We start from the raw sequence: 17,384 nt of genomic DNA, 5'->3' as shown, positions 1-17,384 counted from the left end.
AAGGCGGCCCGAAGGGGGTTCGCCAGGGAAGGCGAACACAAAAAATCGTCGGGAGCGATTTCTGACGCCAAAGGCGGCCCGAAGGGGGTTCGCCAGGGAGGGCGGTGGCAAAAAATCGTCGGGAGCGATTTTTGACGCCGGGAAGTGCGGCACTCAGCGGCGCTCGGGGGCGTCACTGTCATCGAGCGCCATGGCGTAGCGTTCGGCAACCGTCTGGCGAGCGGCGACAACATGTCGGCGCATCAATTGCTCGGCCAGCTCTTCGTCACCAGAGGCAATGGCGTCGACGATACGATGATGCTCGATAAAAGCGCGCTGCGGTCGCCCCCCTCGCGCGCTGTACTGCGTGCGATAAAGACGCACCAGGTAGTAGAGGTCATCACACAGCGTCGTCATCAGCATCCGGTTGTGGCTGCCAAGTACAATCAGGTAGTGGAAATCGAGATCCCCCTCACGCTGATAGTAGGCTTCGGCCTGATCCAGACCGGCCTGCTCTTCATGCGCCATCAATACATTGCGCAGCTGCTGTACTTCATCGGATGTCATATGACGCGCCGCCAGCCGTGCCGCCATGCTCTCCAGCGCCTCGCGCATGTCGAACAGCTCAAGCAACTCACGCATCGACAGTTTGACCACCCTTGCGCCAACGTGAGGCTCGCGTTCGATCAGTCGATGCGCCTCCAGCCGGCGCATGGCCTCGCGCAAAGGGCCGCGGGAGATACCGTAGACGCGTGCCAGGCCCGGCTCGGTAATACGACTCCCCGCCGGCAGCTCGCCACGCACGATGGCATCCTGCAGCTGCTGAAAGACGCGCTCGGCAAGCGTGCGTACTTCAGGCGTATCACGGTCGATCGAAGTAGTGGTCATGGTATTGTCAACAATCCGGTGGCTGTACTCACCATACGGCATGGCGTCGGCAAAGACCAAAATCCCGCTGCGATCACCTCGATCAGTCTGGCGCGCAGCATTCTTCATCGCCAGGCTGCCAGCAGCCTGTCGGGCTTGACCGATCGTCGCGAAAACGACGGATCTTGAGCCGGTTTGATCGCTCGGATGAGGCGAATAGCCCGCTATTTAACGACTCCGAGCGCATGAAACAGGCCAAAAGCCCGGGGTTTGCAGCCGATCAGCGTTAAGTCCGACAGGCTGCTAGACTGCGCTACCATTGCCACCCGCTGCGATACCTGTCATGTCGGATCCTCAGCTGCTCGTTTACGACCTGCCCTGGCAGGAGACGCCAACCCGTTATTTCAGTGCATTGCGTCACCGCCCCGGCGCCGTACTGCTGGACAGCGGCCGCCCGGGTAACGGCACAGGCCGCTTCGATATTCTCAGCAGCGATCCACTCGCCACGCTGACAGTCGAGCACAATGGCCAGTGCCGGGCCAGCACTCCTCTTGAGGCCACCACGCCGCTGGCCGCTCAACGCGAACTGCTGTCGCAACTGAACACCCTGGCTCCCGAAGAGGATAGCCTGCCCTTCGTGGGTGGGTTGATCGGCTACTGGAGCTATGACTTCGGTCGCCTGCTGGAGCACCTGAGCGATAGTGCCAGCGCCGATATCGATATGCCGCTGGTACGACTGGGTCTCTATGACTGGGCGCTGATTCAGGATCATGAACAGCAGCGCAGTGTACTGGTCGCCACTGCCGAGCGCCGCAATGAGGTGCTTGAATGGCTTGCCGCCGAGATAGCACCTGTTTCCTCTTTCAGACTTATTACACCCTTCACGGCAGATATCGACCGCAGCGAGTACGGACGGCTCTATCGCCGTGTCAGCCACTACCTGCACAGCGGCGACTGCTATCAGGTCAACCTTGCACAGCGTTTTCAGGCACGCTGTGAAGGTGACAGCTGGAGTGCCTGGCAGCGTCTGCGCGAAGCGACACCGGCGCCTTTCAGCGCCTGGCTGAGCTGGCAGGGTGAGGACGGTGGCGAGCGCACCCTCCTGTCGCTGTCGCCGGAGTCCTTTCTTGCCCTGAGCAACCGGCGCCTGATCACGCGGCCGATCAAGGGCACTCGTCCACGCGGCGCCACCGCCGCGACGGATCGCCAACTGGCCGATGAGCTGCGCAACAGTCGCAAGGATCTGGCCGAGAACGTCATGATTGTCGACCTGCTGCGCAACGACCTGGGGCGCGTCTGCCGACCGGGCAGCGTGCAGGTTCCCGGGCTTGCCGAACTGGAGAGCTATCGCAACGTCCATCATTTGGTCAGCACGGTCGAAGGAGAGCTGAGTGCTGACTTCGACGCCTTCGATGCGCTGGCCGCCGCCTTCCCGGGAGGCTCGATAACCGGTGCACCGCGCATCCGCGCCATGGATATTATCGATGAACTCGAGGCCACCCGACGCGGCCCCTGGTGCGGCAGCATTGGTTACATCGACTTGCGAGGCGGCATGAGCACTTCGATCACCATTCGCACCCTGGTACGCGAAAATGATCGCCTCTGCATCTGGGGCGGCGGCGGCATCGTGGCCGACTCCGACGAGCAGAGCGAATATGACGAGAGCATCGCCAAGATTCGCCACCTGATGAATGCGCTGGGCTGAAGATAACTGTACGCAGCAGCGGCTTGTGTTTATTATCGAGAACCATTTTCATCCCGGCTCGGCGTTCAACCTGCCGAGCCCTCATTTCACGAACAGTACTGGCCTCGCATGACTGCTGCTCCTGCTGTTGACACTGACACGAGTATCGACCGATATCTCGCCAGGCGTCGTAAACATTACTGGCTGCTGGCCGTAACCGCCCTTCTGACCTGCCTCTCCCTGCTTGCCGATATCTCTATCGGTCCGGGCCAGTATTCGATCGGCGAGGTACTGGGCGCCATCGCAGCGCCGGAAAGTGCCCCTCGTGCGCTATCGGTCATCGTGTGGGAAATTCGCCTGCCGGTGGCACTGATGGCCATCGTGGTAGGCATGTCGCTGGCCGGCGCCGGCGCCGAGATGCAAACCATCCTCAACAACCCCCTGGCGGACCCCTTCACGCTGGGTGTATCCGCCGCAGCGAGTTTTGGCGCGGCGCTGGCCATCGTCATGGGCGTGGCAATCTTTCCCGGTGCCGAGGAGCTGCTGACCACGCTCAACGCTTTTATCATGGCGATGGCAGCATCAATGCTGATCTGGCTGGTCAGCCGTCTGCGCGGCGTCAGCGTTCAGACCATGGTGTTGATGGGCATTGCGCTGATGTTCTTTTTCAACGCCATGCTGGGCATCTTGCAGTACATCGCCTCGGCGGAGTCGCTGCAGCAGCTGATTTTCTGGTCGTTGGGATCGCTGTCGCGCGCCAGCTGGCCGAAGGTCGGCATCGCCGCGCTGGCACTGGTGGTCACCCTGCCGATCTTTTTTTATGCCGGCTGGCGTCTGACCGCACTGCGCATGGGCGATTTACAGGCTCGCGCGCTGGGGGTCAACGTCCCCCGCCTGCGCCTTGTGATCCTGCTGTGCAGCTCCCTGCTGGCCGCCACCGCGGTCGCCTTCGTCGGCACGGTAGGCTTTATCGGCCTGGTCGGCCCGCATATCGCGCGCATGCTGGTGGGTGAGGATCAGCGCATTTTCCTGCCCATGTCGGCGCTGACCGGCGCGCTTCTGATGTCGCTGACCTCGATCGCTTCCAAGACACTGATTCCCGGCGTACTGCTGCCGATCGGCATTATCACCGCCCTGATCGGCCTGCCGTTTTTTGTGTCGCTTATTCTGCGTAGCCGTCGTGAGGTGTGGGGATGACACTCACCGTCGAGGCCCTTTCGGTCCGATTCGGCAGCACGCCGATCCTGCGCGATGTCGGTGGCCTGCGCGCGCAACCCGGCGAGCTGACCGCGCTGATTGGCCCCAATGGCGCCGGTAAATCCACGCTGCTGCGTTCGATTGCCGGCATCGAGCGATACAGCGGCCAGGTCAGCCTCGACGAGACGCTGCTCGACAGCTTCGATATCGCCGAGCGCGCCCGGCATGTCTACTACCTGCCCCAGGACAGCGGTACCCGCGCCGCGCTGAGCGTTTTCGAGGCGGTGCTGCTGGCACGCCGCACGACCCATGTCAGCGACCGTCGGCACGACCTGCAGCGGGTGCGTCACACCCTGCAGAGCCTTGAGCTGGAGGCGTATGCCGAGCGCGACCTGGGCCAGCTCTCCGGCGGGCAGCGTCAGAGGGTTGCCATCGCCCAGGCGGTGGTGCGCGAACCCCGGGTGCTGATGCTCGATGAGCCGACCAGTGCACTGGATCTGCATCATCAGCTACAGGTATTGGAGTGGCTGGTGGCAATGGCGCGCGAGCGCAACATGATTGTGGTGATCGCCATTCATGACCTGAGCCTGGCCGCGCGCTTTTCACGCCATATGTGGCTGATGGGCAACGGTGGCCGAGTGCAGGCCGTGGGCACACCGCGTGAGGTGCTGACCGAGGCGCGTCTGCGCGAGGTGTACGCCATTCATGCCCACGTCGACTGGCCCGCGGATGAGCCGCCGCGCGTCACGCCTCTGTCGGCGACTCGCTCGCTGGGCGGCACCAGCAGTTGGCAGAACTTCTAATCTTTGAACCAAAAAGTATTGGCTGTTGCCGCCGGGCGCTTGTCAGAATACACAGCATTGGACTATCTATCTGACAGCACTGGAGAAAACGGCATGTCATCGCAGCTTGATATCGACGCCGTCAATCGCGACCTGGGTCGCGACCCACACGCCCTGGTCGAATGGGCGCTGTCGCTCGACAAGCGCCCCATCTGCACCACCAATTTCCGGCCCTTCGAAGCAGTCATCCTGCACATGGTGACGCGCGTACGTCCCGATGTGCCGATCGTGTGGATGGACTCCGGCTATAACACGCCGGCAACCTACCAGTTCGCCGACGCCGTCAGCCAGCAGCTGGGGCTCAATCGCATCATCTACCTGCCGCAGCGCACGCGTGCCCACCGCGAGGCGGTCGAGGGGCCCACACCGGGTCTGGACGACCCGCGTCATGAGGCTTTCACTCGCGAGGTCAAGCTGGAGCCCTTCGAGCGAGCGCTGCGTGAAATGAATCCGGGCGTCTGGTTCACCGCCCTGCGCGCTTCGGATACCGCCAATCGTGCCCGGATGCAGCCGGTCAGCCTCAACAGCGACGGCCTGGTGAAGGTGGCGCCGCTGCTGCACTGGAACAGCAAGGCGCTATACGACTACCTGGTCGATCACGACCTGCCCAACAACTTCGACTACTTCGATCCTACCAAGGGTGAAGAGACGCGCGAGTGCGGACTGCACCTGCAACATTGAGGCGTATCCGCACGCAAAGGCCCGCTCATCGTGAGCGGGCCTTTTGTTCGGCGGGGCAATACCCGCTCTGCCTGGCCGGCAAGCAGCCGTTATCACGAGTCGACGACAGCGTTAAGAAACCACTGCATAAATGCCTGCACGAGCGAATGACTACGTTGCGCGGTACTCGAAGACTCGCCTAACCCCATGTTATGTCTCGCCTTCTGCGTTCCGTGCGCCTTGCCCTTCATCTCGTTCGGCGATTTATTCAGCGCTTCCTTAACGCACCGGCAATTCGATACTTTCAAACAGATTCCTGTCGCCTCTGGACCCCGCCTCCAGCGCTGCCTCGACCGTATCGCGATCCAGATGCGCCGCAAAGCCCTGTAGAAAATCGAACATATAGTTGCGCATGAAGGTGCCGCGTCGAATGCCGATGCGGGTGACCGAGCTGGCGAACAAATGGCCGGCATCGATGGCCACCAGGTCACTGTCGGCCACCGGATCGACGGCCATATGCGCCACGATGCCAACTCCAAGGCCAAGGCGCACATAGGTCTTGATCACGTCGGCATCCGCCGCAGTGAGCACTACGTTGGGGGTAATGCCCTCGGCGTGGAAGGCATCGTCGAGCTGTGAACGGCCGGTGAAGCCAAAGGTGTAGGTTACCAGCGGGTGCTGGCCCAGTTCGGCGAGGGTCAAATTCTCCAGTGCAGCCAGCGGATGCCCCTTCGGCACCAGTACGCAGCGGTTCCATCGATAGCAGGGCAGCAGCACCAGGTCGTTGAACAGCTCCAGCGACTCGGTGCAGATGGCGAAATCGGCCGTGCCCTCGCACACCATCTGCGCGATCTGACGCGGCGTACCCTGCTGCATGTGCAGCGCCACGTCCGGATAGCGGCGGGTAAACTCGCTGATCACTGCCGGCAGCGCATAGCGCGCCTGGGTATGGGTGGTGGCGATCGACAGACTGCCCCGGCGGTCGTCACTGTGCTCCTGGGCGACATGACGGATGTTATCCACCTTGCGCAGCACTTCACCGGCCAGCTCGATGATGGGGCGTCCCGCTGGTGTGACACGGGTCAGATGCTTGCCACTGCGAGCGAAAATCTCGACCCCCAGCTCATCCTCCAGCAGACGAATCTGCTTGGAGATACCCGGCTGGGAGGTAAACAGGCTCTGTGCCGTCGCCGACACGTTCAGGTTATGTCGGGAAACTTCCCAGATATAACGCAGTTGCTGCAGTTTCAAGGCCGCTACCCTCTGCCCGCTTGCACAGCGAGCGGGACATGACTTTTCGGAAGCCATTAATGCTATCAGCGCCTAAAATAATGAACAATCATTCCTTTTCAGAATAAAGAAAGTCTGTCGTGGCTAACGCCATGGCAACACGCCACGCCTTCTTCTGATCATCGCCCGGCTCAATGACGGTCATCGTCGTGGCGCATTTGCCTGCACGCCGGGGAGCGGCTAACATCGCCGCATAAGTGCCTATTCACCCATCTGGAGTAAACAATGGCCAATAACGTCGATGTCACCAGCGCCAATTTCGAACAGGAAGTCGTCAAGGCGGACAAGCCTGTGCTGCTGAAGTTCTGGGCGCCCTGGTGTGGCCCGTGCAAGATGATGGCCCCGGTGGTAGAAGAGGTCGCCGACGAGAAAGCCGAGCAGGTCAAGGTCGTCAGCATCAACGTCGACGACGCTCAGGATATCGCCGCCGAACAGGGTGTGCGCGGAGTACCTACCGTGATCATGTTCAAGGACGGCACCAAGGTTGCCTCGCTGGTCGGCGCCCAGTCCAGGACTCAGCTGGTGCAGTTCATCGATCAGAACATCTGATCGCGAACGTTCCGCTACAGCCAGACAGCACCCCCTTTTACGGGGGTGCTGTCATATCCGGTCCCGCCCTTTAACTCACTCCAGCGGCATCCCCTCTTTCGCCCGCTCACGGCGACGACGATTGGGGCCCATCAATACCGATAGCCAGCGCGTATCGGGATGACTGTCGAGCACGATCTTGAGCGACATGGTCAGCGGCACCGACAGAAAGAGCCCCACCGGACCGAACAACCAACCCCAGAATACCAGCGACATAAAGGCTGTCAGCGTTGACATGCCCAGCGTCTGGCCCATGATCCGCGGTTCGATCAGATTCCCCAGCAAAAAGTTGATCAGCGAATAGGCGCTGCCCAGCAGCGCGGCTTTTATCAGCCCGCCTTCCGGCATCACCAGCGTCAAAAGCACCGCCGGTATGGCCGCAATGATCGAGCCAATATTGGGGATGTAGTTGAAAAAGAACGCCATCACCCCCCACAGCAGCGCGAACTCCACCTGCAGCACCAGACAACAGATGGTAATCAGCCCCCCGGTGATGGCGCTTATCACGGTCTTGACCAGCAGATAGCGCTGCAGCGTGCCGGAGAACTGGGTGAAGCGCCTGACGCTGCCGTCGGGTCGATTGATCGCCTGTGACAGCTTGTAGGGAAAATCCAGCGTCTCGAACAGAATGAAAATGGTCAGGATGATGACAATGACCAGCTGGGTGAAAAAGTTGCCGATGCCACCCAGCAGTGACGGCAGCGAGCTGAGCAGCACGCTGGGGTCGAGGTTGCGGCGCAGCCCGGCGACATCGATCGGCAGCCCCAGCGAGTTGAACCAGCTTAGAAGCGCTGAGTACTGATCGCGCATCTCACCTTCGAGACGAGCGAACTGATCGACAAAATCGTCAAGACGCAGTGAAATGATCCAGCCGAGTCCGCCCAGTACCGCAACGACGGCCATCAATACGATAAAGATCGACAGGTTGACGCTGACGCCACGCCCGTGCAGCCACTTCACCGGCCGCGAACAGAGAATGGCCAGAAAAAGCGCCAGCAGCACGGGCACGACAAGCCCGGAACCCAGCTTCAGTCCGGTGACAATGACGACCAGCGAAGCGCAGGTCAGAATCAGGTGGTAGGGGAAGTGATGCCGCACCCGGTTAAAATCCTGCTTCATGATGACAATACTCGTTAAAGCGATGTCGGGGTTGAAGGTGACCGCTCGCTATGAGGCGGCCACACGACTTCCTTTTGATGCCAGCAGATGCAGCAGCAGATTGCCCGCCAGGCTCGATCCCACCATGCCCAGCACCATCGGCCAGACGCTCTCGATCTGCAGACCGGCGACCAGCGCGCCGGCAATACCCGCCGCGGAAAACTGCAAACTGCCCAGCACCGCATTGGCGGTGGCGCTCATGTTGGGAAAGTGATCCAGCATGGAGGAGACGGCATTGGGGGAAATGAGCCCGTTGATACCGACAAAAAGCGTCACCAGCACCACCATGAGCGCCAGCGAATCGAGACCCGACAGCACCGACAGCACGATCATGACGCCCGCGCTCAGTTGAATCGCCAGTCCGGCGCGCAGCAGCTGCTGCGGTGCAAAATAGCGCAGCAGGCGAATATTGACCCGATTGGACGAGGCCATGACGATGATATTGGCGCCAAACAGAAAAGGATAGAGCTGGCTGGAGGCCCCATAATAATGCATATACACGTAGGGCGAACTGGTCACAAAGGCGAACATACCGGCGAACGAGAAGGCCACCGCGGCGATATAGCCCAGCGCCTCGCGGTGGGTCAGCACCGAGCGATAGTTGCGCAGTACCTGGCGTATCCCCGGCTTTGAGGCAGTATCCGGCACCCGTGTTTCGGGCAGATAGCGACCGATCAGGACCAGCAGCATGACGCCATATAACGCCAGAAAGAGAAAAATGGCCCACCAGTCCATCAGCGTCAGCAACAGGCTGCCCAGAGTGGGCGCCACCAGCGGTGCCAGCATCAGAATCATCACCATTGTGGACAGCACCCGCGCCGCTTCGCGCCCGGAGAAACAGTCGCGCACGATAGCCGGTGAGTTGACCACGCAGGCGCCGCCACCCAGCGCCTGCAGAAAGCGCAGCAACAGCAGCATCCAGAGACTGTCGACCAGAGTGATCAGCACGCTGACCACCACGAAAAGCATAATGCCACCCAGCAGCACCGGGCGTCGGCCTACCCGGTCCGAGAGCGGACCGAAGATCAGCTGACCCAGCGCCATGCCGAGCAGAAACAGGCTCACCGACAGCTCGGTAAGATGAATGTTGGCGCCGATATCAGCGGCGATCGCCGGAATTGCCGGCAGATAGGCATCAATGGCAAAGGGAGCCAGGGCGGTATTGGCCGCCACCAGCAGCGCCAGACGTCTGGCTCCAATGGTCTGCACGGTCACCTCATGTGTCGAAAAACGTCGCGTCCCGACGACGGTCCCCGTGTCGGGTCGCCGCTGCAGCATGACAAGATGCGGGTTAAAGGCGGTAGCGACCTAGAACTGGCGCTGTGATTCGAGCAGATCAATCAGCGGCTGAAACTCGATGCGATTGTGCTCGTTGATACTGGCAAGCGTGCGGTGGGCCTCGATGACACGCCGACGCAGCTCCTCTTCGTCGCTTTCGCGTGCCGGCAGCTCGTCAAAGCAGGCAGGCTCCGCCAGCGGGGCATCGATGATGGTGACATAGCTGCGCAATCCCATGACATCGAGCATACGGCGTACGTCGGGGTGCTCGACCATCACCAGCGGCCGTGCGTTGATACGCCCCTGAACCGCCAGCGCAATCTTGGCCAGAAAGCCCAGCGCCGTGGAATCCATGTTGGTGACTTCGCGCAGATCAATGATCACCCGTTCGAGTCCCGCAAGCTCGGCCAGCGGCTCGACCTGCTGATCCAGAGTAGCGCACAGTGTCAGGCGCACGTCTCCGGTCAACTTGAGCACGAAGACGCCATCCTCGAAGGCCGCCTGCAGTCGTCCTTCATCCATTGTCACGATCGCCCGGCATATTAAAACCGCTCAGGGTGAGAAAAGTCAGGTCATCCGGTAGCGCGTCAGAGAGTGCCAGCGACGCCTTCAACTCACTGATCGACGATGACGCGCCGATATGCTCCCGCAATACCGCCAGCCGCGCTTCCATGTCCGCGCCGGGCAGGCAGTCGAAAACGCCATCGGAGCAGAGCCAGAGGCGAAACCGCTCGGGCAGCGCACACTGCCAGGCCGGATACTCGATGTCGGGGAAGAGTCCCACAGGCGGCCCCTCACCTTCCAGCAAGCGAACGCCGTCGTCATCGGCCAGGATCGGCATCGGCATCTGTGCGCCGAGCGAATAGTAAAGAATACGCCGCTCGACATCGATGATCCCCACCACGATGGCGGCATGCTTGCCGACGCCGGTATCCAGCAACTCGCGATTGAGCCGCGCCAGCCAGCGTGCCGGCAAATTCTCCGGCAGACGGGCGTTCCAGCGTGACAGCCAGCGCTGAAACAGTGCCTTCAGCAGCACCGTGACGAACGCCGAGGAGGCGCCATGACCCGCCACATCGGCAAAGCAGAACAGCACATAGCGCTCACCATAGGCCTGATAGTCGAGGAAATCCCCCGACAGGTACAGCGACGGCGCCATCCAGTAGTCACCGGTAATACCATTGAGTTCGCGCTCCGGCTGCGGCTGCAGGCGTCGCTGAATCTGACCGCCGGCCTGCAGATCGGTACGCAGCGTGGTGAGATGCGACTGTAACTGCTCGTTGAGCACCTCCAGCCGATCACGATCGCGAACCGTCATTTGCTGCTGAAAGCGGTCATCGATGATGCGCCGCAACAGCTTCGACAGCAGCTCGACATTGGCCAGCGGATCGACCACGTGGCTGAGGACGCCGGCTTCGACGGCAGGCAGCAGATCATCATGGCGACCCGGCTGGCTGATCGCTACCGTTGGCAGGGTAACCGCCAGCTGCGGCCACTGCGCGGCGTCAATCGCCTCGGCATGCACGATCAGCCCATCCAGGCCCGCCGGTAGTGCCATCGGATCCGCGAGCGCCACGACACGAATACGCCCGTCGGCTTCCAGCAGGCGTGCCAGCGCAGCACGCCGCTCACCCGGAAGATCGACAAGCGCAACCCGAACATGCGATGCGCCCGGCATCAGCGCGCTTCCCATCCATGAAGGGCTGGATCAATTGGCAAAATCGCTGTCATTGAGCTGAATATTATCACTGGCAAAGGGATCCGGCCCGGTGCGGCCATTGTTGATCAAAAATTGCCGGCGCTGCAGATAGGCATCGCGAATGAAACTGTAGCGATCACCGCTGATAAGCTTTTCCTGGCCGAGCAGATTGGCGCGGGTATTGACCAGGTCGATGAAGCGCAGGGTCCAGCGAGTGGTGCTGTCTTCCACATAGGTGACCGGATAGGTGTACCAGTCAACCGGCAGGCCGGCGGTATCGCGCACCGTGCTCGGTCCCAGCAGCGGCAGCACCAGATAGGGGCCGGAACCCACCCCCCAGACTGCCAGCGTCTGGCCGAAGTCCTCATCGTGCTCCTCGATGCCCATGCGCGTGGCAGGATCGAGGAAGCCGCCCAGTCCCAGCGTCGAGTTGATCATGAAGCGGCCGAAAGACGTACCGGCGTTGGTCAGCCTCCACTGCAGGAGACTGTTGAAGGTATTGCTGATTTCGCCGAGGTTGGAGAAAAAGTTGCCTACCCCCTCCTGCACCGGCTGCGGCGTCACATAGTCATAGCCCTGCGCCACCGGCTTGAGCGCGTAGCGATCGAGGGTATCGTTGAAGGTATAAACGCCGCGGTTGAAACCCTCCCAGGGATCCTGAGGATTGCCTTCCCGGGCCTGATTGCCGGCGCAGCCGGCAAGCGTCGTGCAGGCAAGCGCTGCCGCCGCCCATTTCGTCCATGTGGTCATATTACCCTGCTCATCTCTACAGCCACGTACGGGCCGTTTGGTCTGTCGTATCCGATCCAATCGCTTGTTCACTTGCAGTGCATCGGCGTGCAAAAGGCTGGCTCAGCGCATTGTCGGCCCATTCAGTCCGACTGTACAGCCCGCTGACCGTCGCGGCTTCGGTGTCTCGCTCTCAACCGGCGACCAACGCCTGCCACTGCCGCTCCAGCCGTCTGGCCGACACCGGTGCCAGCGTACCCAGCTGCTGGGCAAAGAGCGATACCCGCAGCTCCTCCAGCCACCAGCCAAACGCTTCCAGCTCGCGGTCCGGCACGCCGCTACCACGCGCGCGCCGCTCATCGAGGCGACGCTGAAAAGCGTTGACCTCCTCCATCGCCAGCTGGTCACGGCGCACCTCACGCGGTGCCTTTTCGATGCGAATCTGCGCTGCCTCCATGTAGCGCGGATAGTGTGTTAGCCACTCCCCCGCTGTGCTGATAAAACCGGGATGGATCAGCCGCTGCATCTGCGCGCGCAGATCGCTCCACGACAGTGCCAGCTGGAAGTTGACCCGCCCCTTGAGCGCCTTGCTGATCTCCAGATGGCGGGCAAGGATCTTCTCTACCAGCGTCACGAGCTCGCCGGCGGCTTCTACCAACCGGCCGCGCTCGGCGTTCAATCGCGCCTCGAATTCATCAGGCTCGCGTGGCAGCGGATCGAAGGCAAAAACGCGCAGAAAGCTCGCCGCCACCAAGTCGTCGATCAGGTCGCGGCGAGTGCCGATATTGGCATAAAGCAGCACACAGCGCTCCAGACCGTCGAGATCGCGAGACAGATAGCGCACCTGCTCGGGCAGGCGGCGCATCGCCAGCCGCTTGATTCCCTGACGATGCTGCTCATGGGCCTTGTCGGGGTGATCGAAAAGGCTTACCCCGAGCGTGTCGCCCTCGTCGACCAGCGCCGGCCACGCCTCGACCCGAATGCCCGCCTGGTCGCGGCTGTGGGACGCCGGCAGACGCCCGGCCGGGAAATCGCGTAGCCCCTGTTGCGCCAGGCTGTCGCCGGCCATCGCCCGGCTGGCGACGGTCGCCTCATGTTGAAAACGCTCGACCAGTGCCTCGACGTCGCGCCCCTCGCCCAGGGTTGTGCCGTCATGATCGACCACGCGAATATTCATCACCAGATGGGCCGGCAACTGCTCGGGCTGCCAGGCATCGGTGGGCAGGCGAATGCCGGTCTTTTGACGCATGAACTCGGCCAGCGCGGTCTGCATCGACACATCGCCGGGCGTCAGCGCCGCCAGCGCCGCATCCGCCCAGTCGGGAATCGGCACCACCTGGCGGCGATACTGCTTGGGCAGCGATTTCAAAAGCGCGATCATGCGCTCGCGACGCAGCCCCGGCACCAGCCATTCAAGACGCTCACGCGGCAGCGTGGATAGCATCGAAGCGGGCACGGTGAGCGTCACGCCATCATCCGGTTCACCGGGGGCAAAATGGTAGCCGAGCGGGTAGCGGATATCGCCGGCGCCCTGATAGCTCAGCGCCAGTTCGTCGGGATACTGCGCGGCGGTAACCTCCTGTGCCTCCCGCGCCAACAGCGTCTCGCGGTCGAGAAAGAGGGTACGCGGCGCCTGCTGCTCGACCTTCGAGCGCCAGCGTTCGAAGCTCTTGCCATTATAGATCTCCGCCGGCAGCCGCTCGTCGTAGAAGTCGATCAGCGTCTGCTCGTCGACCAGAATATCGCGGCGGCGGGCGCGATCCTCCAGATTCTCGACCTCCTCGATCAAAGCGCGATTGTGCTCGAAGAACGCTCCTCGGGTGCGAAACTCACCCCCTACCAGCGCATGGCGGATAAACAGTTCCCGCGACTCCTGCGGCGCGATGGGGCCGTAATGCACCCGGCGACGCGCCACGATCGGCAGACCGAACAGCGTCACCTGCTCAAGGGCCACCACCTGGGCGCGTTTCATCTCCCAGTGCGGCTCACTGTAACTGCGCTTGAGCAGATGCGCCGCCAGCGGCTCGATCCACTCCGGCGAGATGGCGGCCACGTCGCGGGCGAACAGCCGCGAGGTCTCCACCATCTCGCCGGCCATAACCCACTTCGGCGTACGTTTGGACAGCCCCGAACCAGGGTGGATGTGGAACTTGCGGTTACGTGCGCCGAGGTATTCGCGCGAGTCGCGCTCGTTGCCGGCGTGCATACCGATATTGGACAGCAGTCCGGCCAGCAGCGCCTGGTGCAGCCGCGCACCGTCGGGCTCGCCGTCGCTCTCGGTGAGCCCCAGATCGCGGGTCAGCTGTCTGAGCTGGCGATAGGTATCATGCCACTCGCGAAGACGCAGATAGCTCAGAAAATTATCGCGACACCAGCGCCGCAGCTGGTTGCCGGAGAGCTCCTCGCGGGCCTTTTCGAAACCGCGCCAGAGATTGAGCCGGGCGGCGAAGTCGGAGTCTGGGTCGAGCCACTGGCGGTGTTTCTGGTCCGCTGCCTCACGGCGCTCGGCGGGGCGCTCACGGGGGTCCTGGGTGGCCAGTGCGCTGACCACGACCAGCGTCTCGCGCAGGCTGCCCAGCTCGCCGGCGGCCAGCACCATGCGCGCCAGCCGCGGGTCGATCGGCAGTTTCGCCAGCCGTCGGCCGCTGTCGGTGAGGCCATTGGCGGCGTCCACCGCGCCCAGCTCGTGCAGCAGCCGGAAGCCGTCCTTGACGAAGCGACTGTCGGGCGGATCGACGAAGGGAAAGCGACCGATGTCGCCCAGCCCCAGGGTCAGCATCGAAAGGATTACCGAGGCCAGGTTGGTGCGCTGAATTTCCGGCTCGGTAAAGGCCGGCCGCGACAGATAGTCCTCTTCGCCGTAGAGCCGAATACAGCAGCCCTCGGCGATACGACCGCAGCGGCCGCGGCGCTGATCGGCGCTGGCCTGACTGACCGCTTCGATCGGCAGACGCTGCACCTTCGCCCGATAGCTGTAGCGGCTGATGCGCACCAGTCCGGGATCGATCACGTAGCGAATGCCGGGCACCGTCAGCGAGGTTTCCGCCACGTTGGTGGAGAGCACGATGCGTCGCCCGGTATGAGAGGCGAAAACCCGATTCTGTTCGGCGTTGGAGAGCCGCGCATAGAGCGGCAGTATCTCGGTATCGCGCAGCTCGAGGCGGCGCAGGGTATCGGCGGTCTCGCGAATCTCGCGCTCGCCGGGCAGAAAGATCAGCACATCGCGGGGACCGGTGAACCAGCCCTTTTCACGCTCGATGCGCGTCACCTCCTCGACCGCCGCGACGATCCCCTCCTGCAGGGTCTGATCCTCCTCCTCGGCCTCGTCGCGCACCAGCGGCCGGTAGCGGGTCTCCACCGGATAGGTGCGCCCGGAAACCTCGACCACCGGCGCCGGCGTGACACTGCCGTCGTCGTGGTGATGACCGAAGTGGCGGGCGAAACGCTCTACATCGATGGTCGCCGAGGTGATGATCACCTTGAGATCGGGACGCTCGGCCAGCAGCCGGCGCAGGTAGCCGAGCAGAAAGTCGATATTGAGGCTGCGCTCGTGGGCCTCGTCGATAATGATCGCCTCGTAGCGCGCAAGCGTTGGGTCGTGCTGCGTCTCGGCGAGCAGGATGCCGTCGGTCATCAGCTTGACCCGGGTGCTCGGGTCGGTCTGGTCGGTGAAGCGCACCTGATAACCCACTGTCGAGCCGAGACTCACCCCGGTCTCCTGCGCCAGCCGCTCGGCCACACTGCGCGCCGCCAGTCGGCGAGGCTGGGTATGGCCGATCAGCCCGCGCAGGCCCAGCCCCAGCTCAAGGCACATCCTGGGCAGCTGAGTGGTCTTGCCCGAGCCGGTTTCGCCGGCGACCACCACCACCTGGTGGTCGCGGATCGCCGCCATGATATCGTCGCGGCGCTCGGCCACCGGCAGCTCGGCCGGATAGTCGAGGCGCAGTGGCTGCGCGCGGCGGCGCTGCACGATGGCCTCGGAGCGCTCCAGTCGCGCCTCGATATCACGCAGTGCCCGGTCGACCGGCTGACCGCGCTTGAGCCGGCCGCCCAGCCGATCGAGACGACGCTTCTGGTCGCGAGCGTCACTGATCAGGGCGTCATCGAGACGTCGGCGCAGCGCCGCTATCTCGGCACGCGCGGTTTCGCTGGTCGGGTTGACGTTATCGCTCAAGATCGCCTCTTGCGGTGTCGCCATCGACAAATGGCAGAACGAATGGAATCACAACAAAAGTGCGGACCCCGCCGGCTGGCGGGGTCCGCGTATCAGAAAGTCATTGTAGTCCCGTGGCGCGGTGGCGGGCCAACGGGACACCGAAGCTTCACTTTTCGCTGCTGATCTCGTCGCGCAGCGCGCGGCGCAGCACCTTGCCGACATTGCTGCGCGGCAGCTTGTCGCGAAACTCGAAGCGGCGCGGCACCTTGTAGCCGGCAAGCTGCTCGTGGCACCAGCTTTTCAGCGCGGCGGCATCGGCAGTGGCACCGCGCTGCGCGACGATAAAGGCCACCACTCTTTCGCCGCAGTTTTCATCGGGCACGCCCACCACGGCGGCGTCATATACCGCCTCGTGGTGCATCAGCACCTCCTCCACCTCGTTGGGATAGACGTTGAAGCCGGAGGTGACGATCATGTCCTTCTTGCGATCGACAATGCGCACATAGCCATCGCGCTGCAGTACAGCGATATCGCCGGAGTGCACCCAGCCGTCGACAAGCCCGTCATCCTCCTGCTGCCAGTACCCCTGCATCACCTGGGGACCGTCGATGCAGAGTTCGCCGGGAGTGTCGAGGTCCAACTGCCGGCCCTGTTCGTCCATAACGCAGAGCCTGGTGCCGGCCACCGGCCGACCGATACTGCCGAGCTGCAGCGCGCCGGGCGGATTGACGCACACCACCGGCGCGGTCTCGGTCATGCCGTAGCCTTCCAGTACCGCCGAGCCGGTCACTCGCTCCCAGCGCTCGGCGGTGGCGGCATTGAGCGCCATGCCACCGGAGACGCTGAGATGCAGCGCACTGAAGTCGAGGCGCTTGAAATCCTCACGCTGAACCAGCGCGGCGAACAGCGTATTGAGACCGATAAAGGCAGTAAAGGGCTGCTTTGCCAGAGTTTTGACAAAGCCATCGAGGTCTCTCGGATTGGATCGAGTAGGAGGGGGAGTTGCCTCCCCCGTCCTCTCACACCACCGGGCAAACGGATCCGTACCACGGCGGTTCCTGTCCCCCATTATTGTTGGGCTGAGCTTCGTTCCGCTGAATTCGCCCACCTGTGCGCTCTGAGCGCTTCGACAGTCTTTGGGCTTCCGGCCCGCCATACAGTTATCGAGAGCCCTCCGGGGAGGCTTCTGCTCGTACACATCAGAGAGCGGTCAACTGTCCACTCGTGACAGGTTCAGCCCTTCAGCTCCTGGTTAGA

General features: G+C 62.6%; 14 protein-coding genes. 5 read left to right on the top strand and 9 right to left on the bottom strand.

Annotated features, from left to right (window positions below):
- Positions 1 to 153: 153 nt before the first annotated feature.
- Entirely contained in the window at positions 154 to 867 is a 714-nt protein-coding gene (locus tag H146_RS0117325) for a GntR family transcriptional regulator (RefSeq protein WP_033195852.1), read from the bottom strand.
- 322 nt (positions 868 to 1,189) lie between these two features.
- Between H146_RS0117325 and pabB the strand changes: the two genes are divergently transcribed.
- The 4 genes from pabB to H146_RS0117305 all read left to right on the top strand — a co-directional run bounded on the left by pabB (position 1,190) and on the right by H146_RS0117305 (position 5,250).
- Positions 1,190 to 2,551, top strand: a complete 1,362-nt coding sequence (gene pabB / locus H146_RS0117320) for an aminodeoxychorismate synthase component I (protein ID WP_019953141.1) — start codon at positions 1,190 to 1,192, stop codon at positions 2,549 to 2,551.
- Positions 2,552 to 2,659: 108 nt separating this feature from the next.
- Positions 2,660 to 3,727 (top strand): FecCD family ABC transporter permease, encoded by a 1,068-nt coding sequence (locus H146_RS0117315; protein ID WP_019953140.1) that lies wholly within the window; start codon positions 2,660 to 2,662, stop codon positions 3,725 to 3,727.
- Positions 3,724 to 4,530 carry an ABC transporter ATP-binding protein gene (locus tag H146_RS0117310; RefSeq protein ID WP_019953139.1) on the top strand — a complete coding sequence of 269 codons (807 nt, stop codon included), beginning with the start codon at positions 3,724 to 3,726 and terminating at the stop codon, positions 4,528 to 4,530. Before H146_RS0117315 ends, H146_RS0117310 begins: the two co-directional genes overlap by 4 nt.
- A 93-nt stretch (positions 4,531 to 4,623) precedes the next feature.
- Entirely contained in the window at positions 4,624 to 5,250 is a 627-nt protein-coding gene (locus H146_RS0117305) for a phosphoadenosine phosphosulfate reductase domain-containing protein (RefSeq protein ID WP_019953138.1), read from the top strand.
- 258 nt (positions 5,251 to 5,508) lie between these two features.
- On the opposite strand, the gene cysB is transcribed toward H146_RS0117305, so the two are convergent.
- Positions 5,509 to 6,480 (bottom strand): HTH-type transcriptional regulator CysB, encoded by a 972-nt coding sequence (gene cysB, locus H146_RS0117295; protein WP_019953136.1) that lies wholly within the window; start codon positions 6,478 to 6,480, stop codon positions 5,509 to 5,511.
- A 264-nt stretch (positions 6,481 to 6,744) separates the two neighbouring features.
- On the opposite strand from cysB, the gene trxA reads away from it, so the two are divergent.
- Positions 6,745 to 7,068 carry a thioredoxin gene (gene trxA, locus H146_RS0117290; protein ID WP_019953135.1) on the top strand — a complete coding sequence of 108 codons (324 nt, stop codon included), beginning with the start codon at positions 6,745 to 6,747 and terminating at the stop codon, positions 7,066 to 7,068.
- A 75-nt stretch (positions 7,069 to 7,143) separates the two neighbouring features.
- Here trxA and H146_RS0117285 read toward each other — a convergent pair whose 3' ends face one another.
- The 7 genes from H146_RS0117285 to H146_RS19800 all read right to left on the bottom strand — a co-directional run bounded on the left by H146_RS0117285 (position 7,144) and on the right by H146_RS19800 (position 17,196).
- The gene (locus H146_RS0117285; protein WP_019953134.1) at positions 7,144 to 8,226 is read right to left on the bottom strand and encodes an AI-2E family transporter; all 1,083 of its coding nucleotides are present in this window, start codon (positions 8,224 to 8,226) and stop codon (positions 7,144 to 7,146) included.
- 48 nt (positions 8,227 to 8,274) lie between these two features.
- Positions 8,275 to 9,474 carry a Bcr/CflA family multidrug efflux MFS transporter gene (locus H146_RS0117280; RefSeq protein ID WP_019953133.1) on the bottom strand — a complete coding sequence of 400 codons (1,200 nt, stop codon included), beginning with the start codon at positions 9,472 to 9,474 and terminating at the stop codon, positions 8,275 to 8,277.
- A 99-nt stretch (positions 9,475 to 9,573) separates the two neighbouring features.
- Complete coding sequence (locus H146_RS0117275) at positions 9,574 to 10,065, bottom strand: STAS domain-containing protein (protein WP_019953132.1); 492 nt, start codon at positions 10,063 to 10,065, stop codon at positions 9,574 to 9,576.
- Positions 10,058 to 11,221: a PP2C family protein-serine/threonine phosphatase gene (locus tag H146_RS0117270; RefSeq protein WP_019953131.1), complete on the bottom strand. Its 1,164-nt coding sequence runs from the start codon at positions 11,219 to 11,221 to the stop codon at positions 10,058 to 10,060. Before H146_RS0117270 ends, H146_RS0117275 begins: the two co-directional genes overlap by 8 nt.
- 30 nt (positions 11,222 to 11,251) lie before the next feature.
- The gene (locus tag H146_RS0117265) at positions 11,252 to 11,992 is read right to left on the bottom strand and encodes an MlaA family lipoprotein (RefSeq protein WP_019953130.1); all 741 of its coding nucleotides are present in this window, start codon (positions 11,990 to 11,992) and stop codon (positions 11,252 to 11,254) included.
- A 172-nt stretch (positions 11,993 to 12,164) separates the two neighbouring features.
- On the bottom strand, positions 12,165 to 16,169 hold the full coding sequence (hrpA, locus tag H146_RS0117260) for an ATP-dependent RNA helicase HrpA (RefSeq protein WP_026352091.1): 4,005 nt from the start codon (positions 16,167 to 16,169) through the stop codon (positions 12,165 to 12,167).
- Between the two features lie 124 nt (positions 16,170 to 16,293).
- On the bottom strand, positions 16,294 to 17,196 hold the full coding sequence (locus tag H146_RS19800) for an AMP-binding protein (protein WP_051091046.1): 903 nt from the start codon (positions 17,194 to 17,196) through the stop codon (positions 16,294 to 16,296).
- Between the last annotated feature and the right edge of the window lie 188 nt (positions 17,197 to 17,384).

Source organism: Kushneria aurantia DSM 21353, from assembly GCF_000382245.1.
GTDB lineage: Bacteria > Pseudomonadota > Gammaproteobacteria > Pseudomonadales > Halomonadaceae > Kushneria > Kushneria aurantia.
Note: the sequence above shows the minus strand (reverse complement) of the source record. Positions and strands in the feature narration are given on the sequence as shown.

Bases quoted from the DNA above. Each gene is read 5' to 3' on its own strand.
- trxA (WP_019953135.1), top strand. From the start codon at position 6,745: ATGGCCAATAACGTCGATGTCACCAGCGCCAATTTCGAACAGGAAGTC.
- H146_RS0117325 (WP_033195852.1), bottom strand. From the start codon at position 867: ATGACCACTACTTCGATCGACCGTGATACGCCTGAAGTACGCACGCTT.
- H146_RS0117265 (WP_019953130.1), bottom strand. From the start codon at position 11,992: ATGACCACATGGACGAAATGGGCGGCGGCAGCGCTTGCCTGCACGACG.
- H146_RS0117270 (WP_019953131.1), bottom strand. From the start codon at position 11,221: ATGCCGGGCGCATCGCATGTTCGGGTTGCGCTTGTCGATCTTCCGGGT.
- H146_RS0117310 (WP_019953139.1), top strand. From the start codon at position 3,724: ATGACACTCACCGTCGAGGCCCTTTCGGTCCGATTCGGCAGCACGCCG.
- H146_RS0117315 (WP_019953140.1), top strand. From the start codon at position 2,660: ATGACTGCTGCTCCTGCTGTTGACACTGACACGAGTATCGACCGATAT.
- hrpA (WP_026352091.1), bottom strand. From the start codon at position 16,169: ATGGCGACACCGCAAGAGGCGATCTTGAGCGATAACGTCAACCCGACC.
- H146_RS19800 (WP_051091046.1), bottom strand. From the start codon at position 17,196: ATGGGGGACAGGAACCGCCGTGGTACGGATCCGTTTGCCCGGTGGTGT.
- H146_RS0117285 (WP_019953134.1), bottom strand. From the start codon at position 8,226: ATGAAGCAGGATTTTAACCGGGTGCGGCATCACTTCCCCTACCACCTG.
- H146_RS0117305 (WP_019953138.1), top strand. From the start codon at position 4,624: ATGTCATCGCAGCTTGATATCGACGCCGTCAATCGCGACCTGGGTCGC.
- pabB (WP_019953141.1), top strand. From the start codon at position 1,190: ATGTCGGATCCTCAGCTGCTCGTTTACGACCTGCCCTGGCAGGAGACG.
- H146_RS0117275 (WP_019953132.1), bottom strand. From the start codon at position 10,065: ATGGATGAAGGACGACTGCAGGCGGCCTTCGAGGATGGCGTCTTCGTG.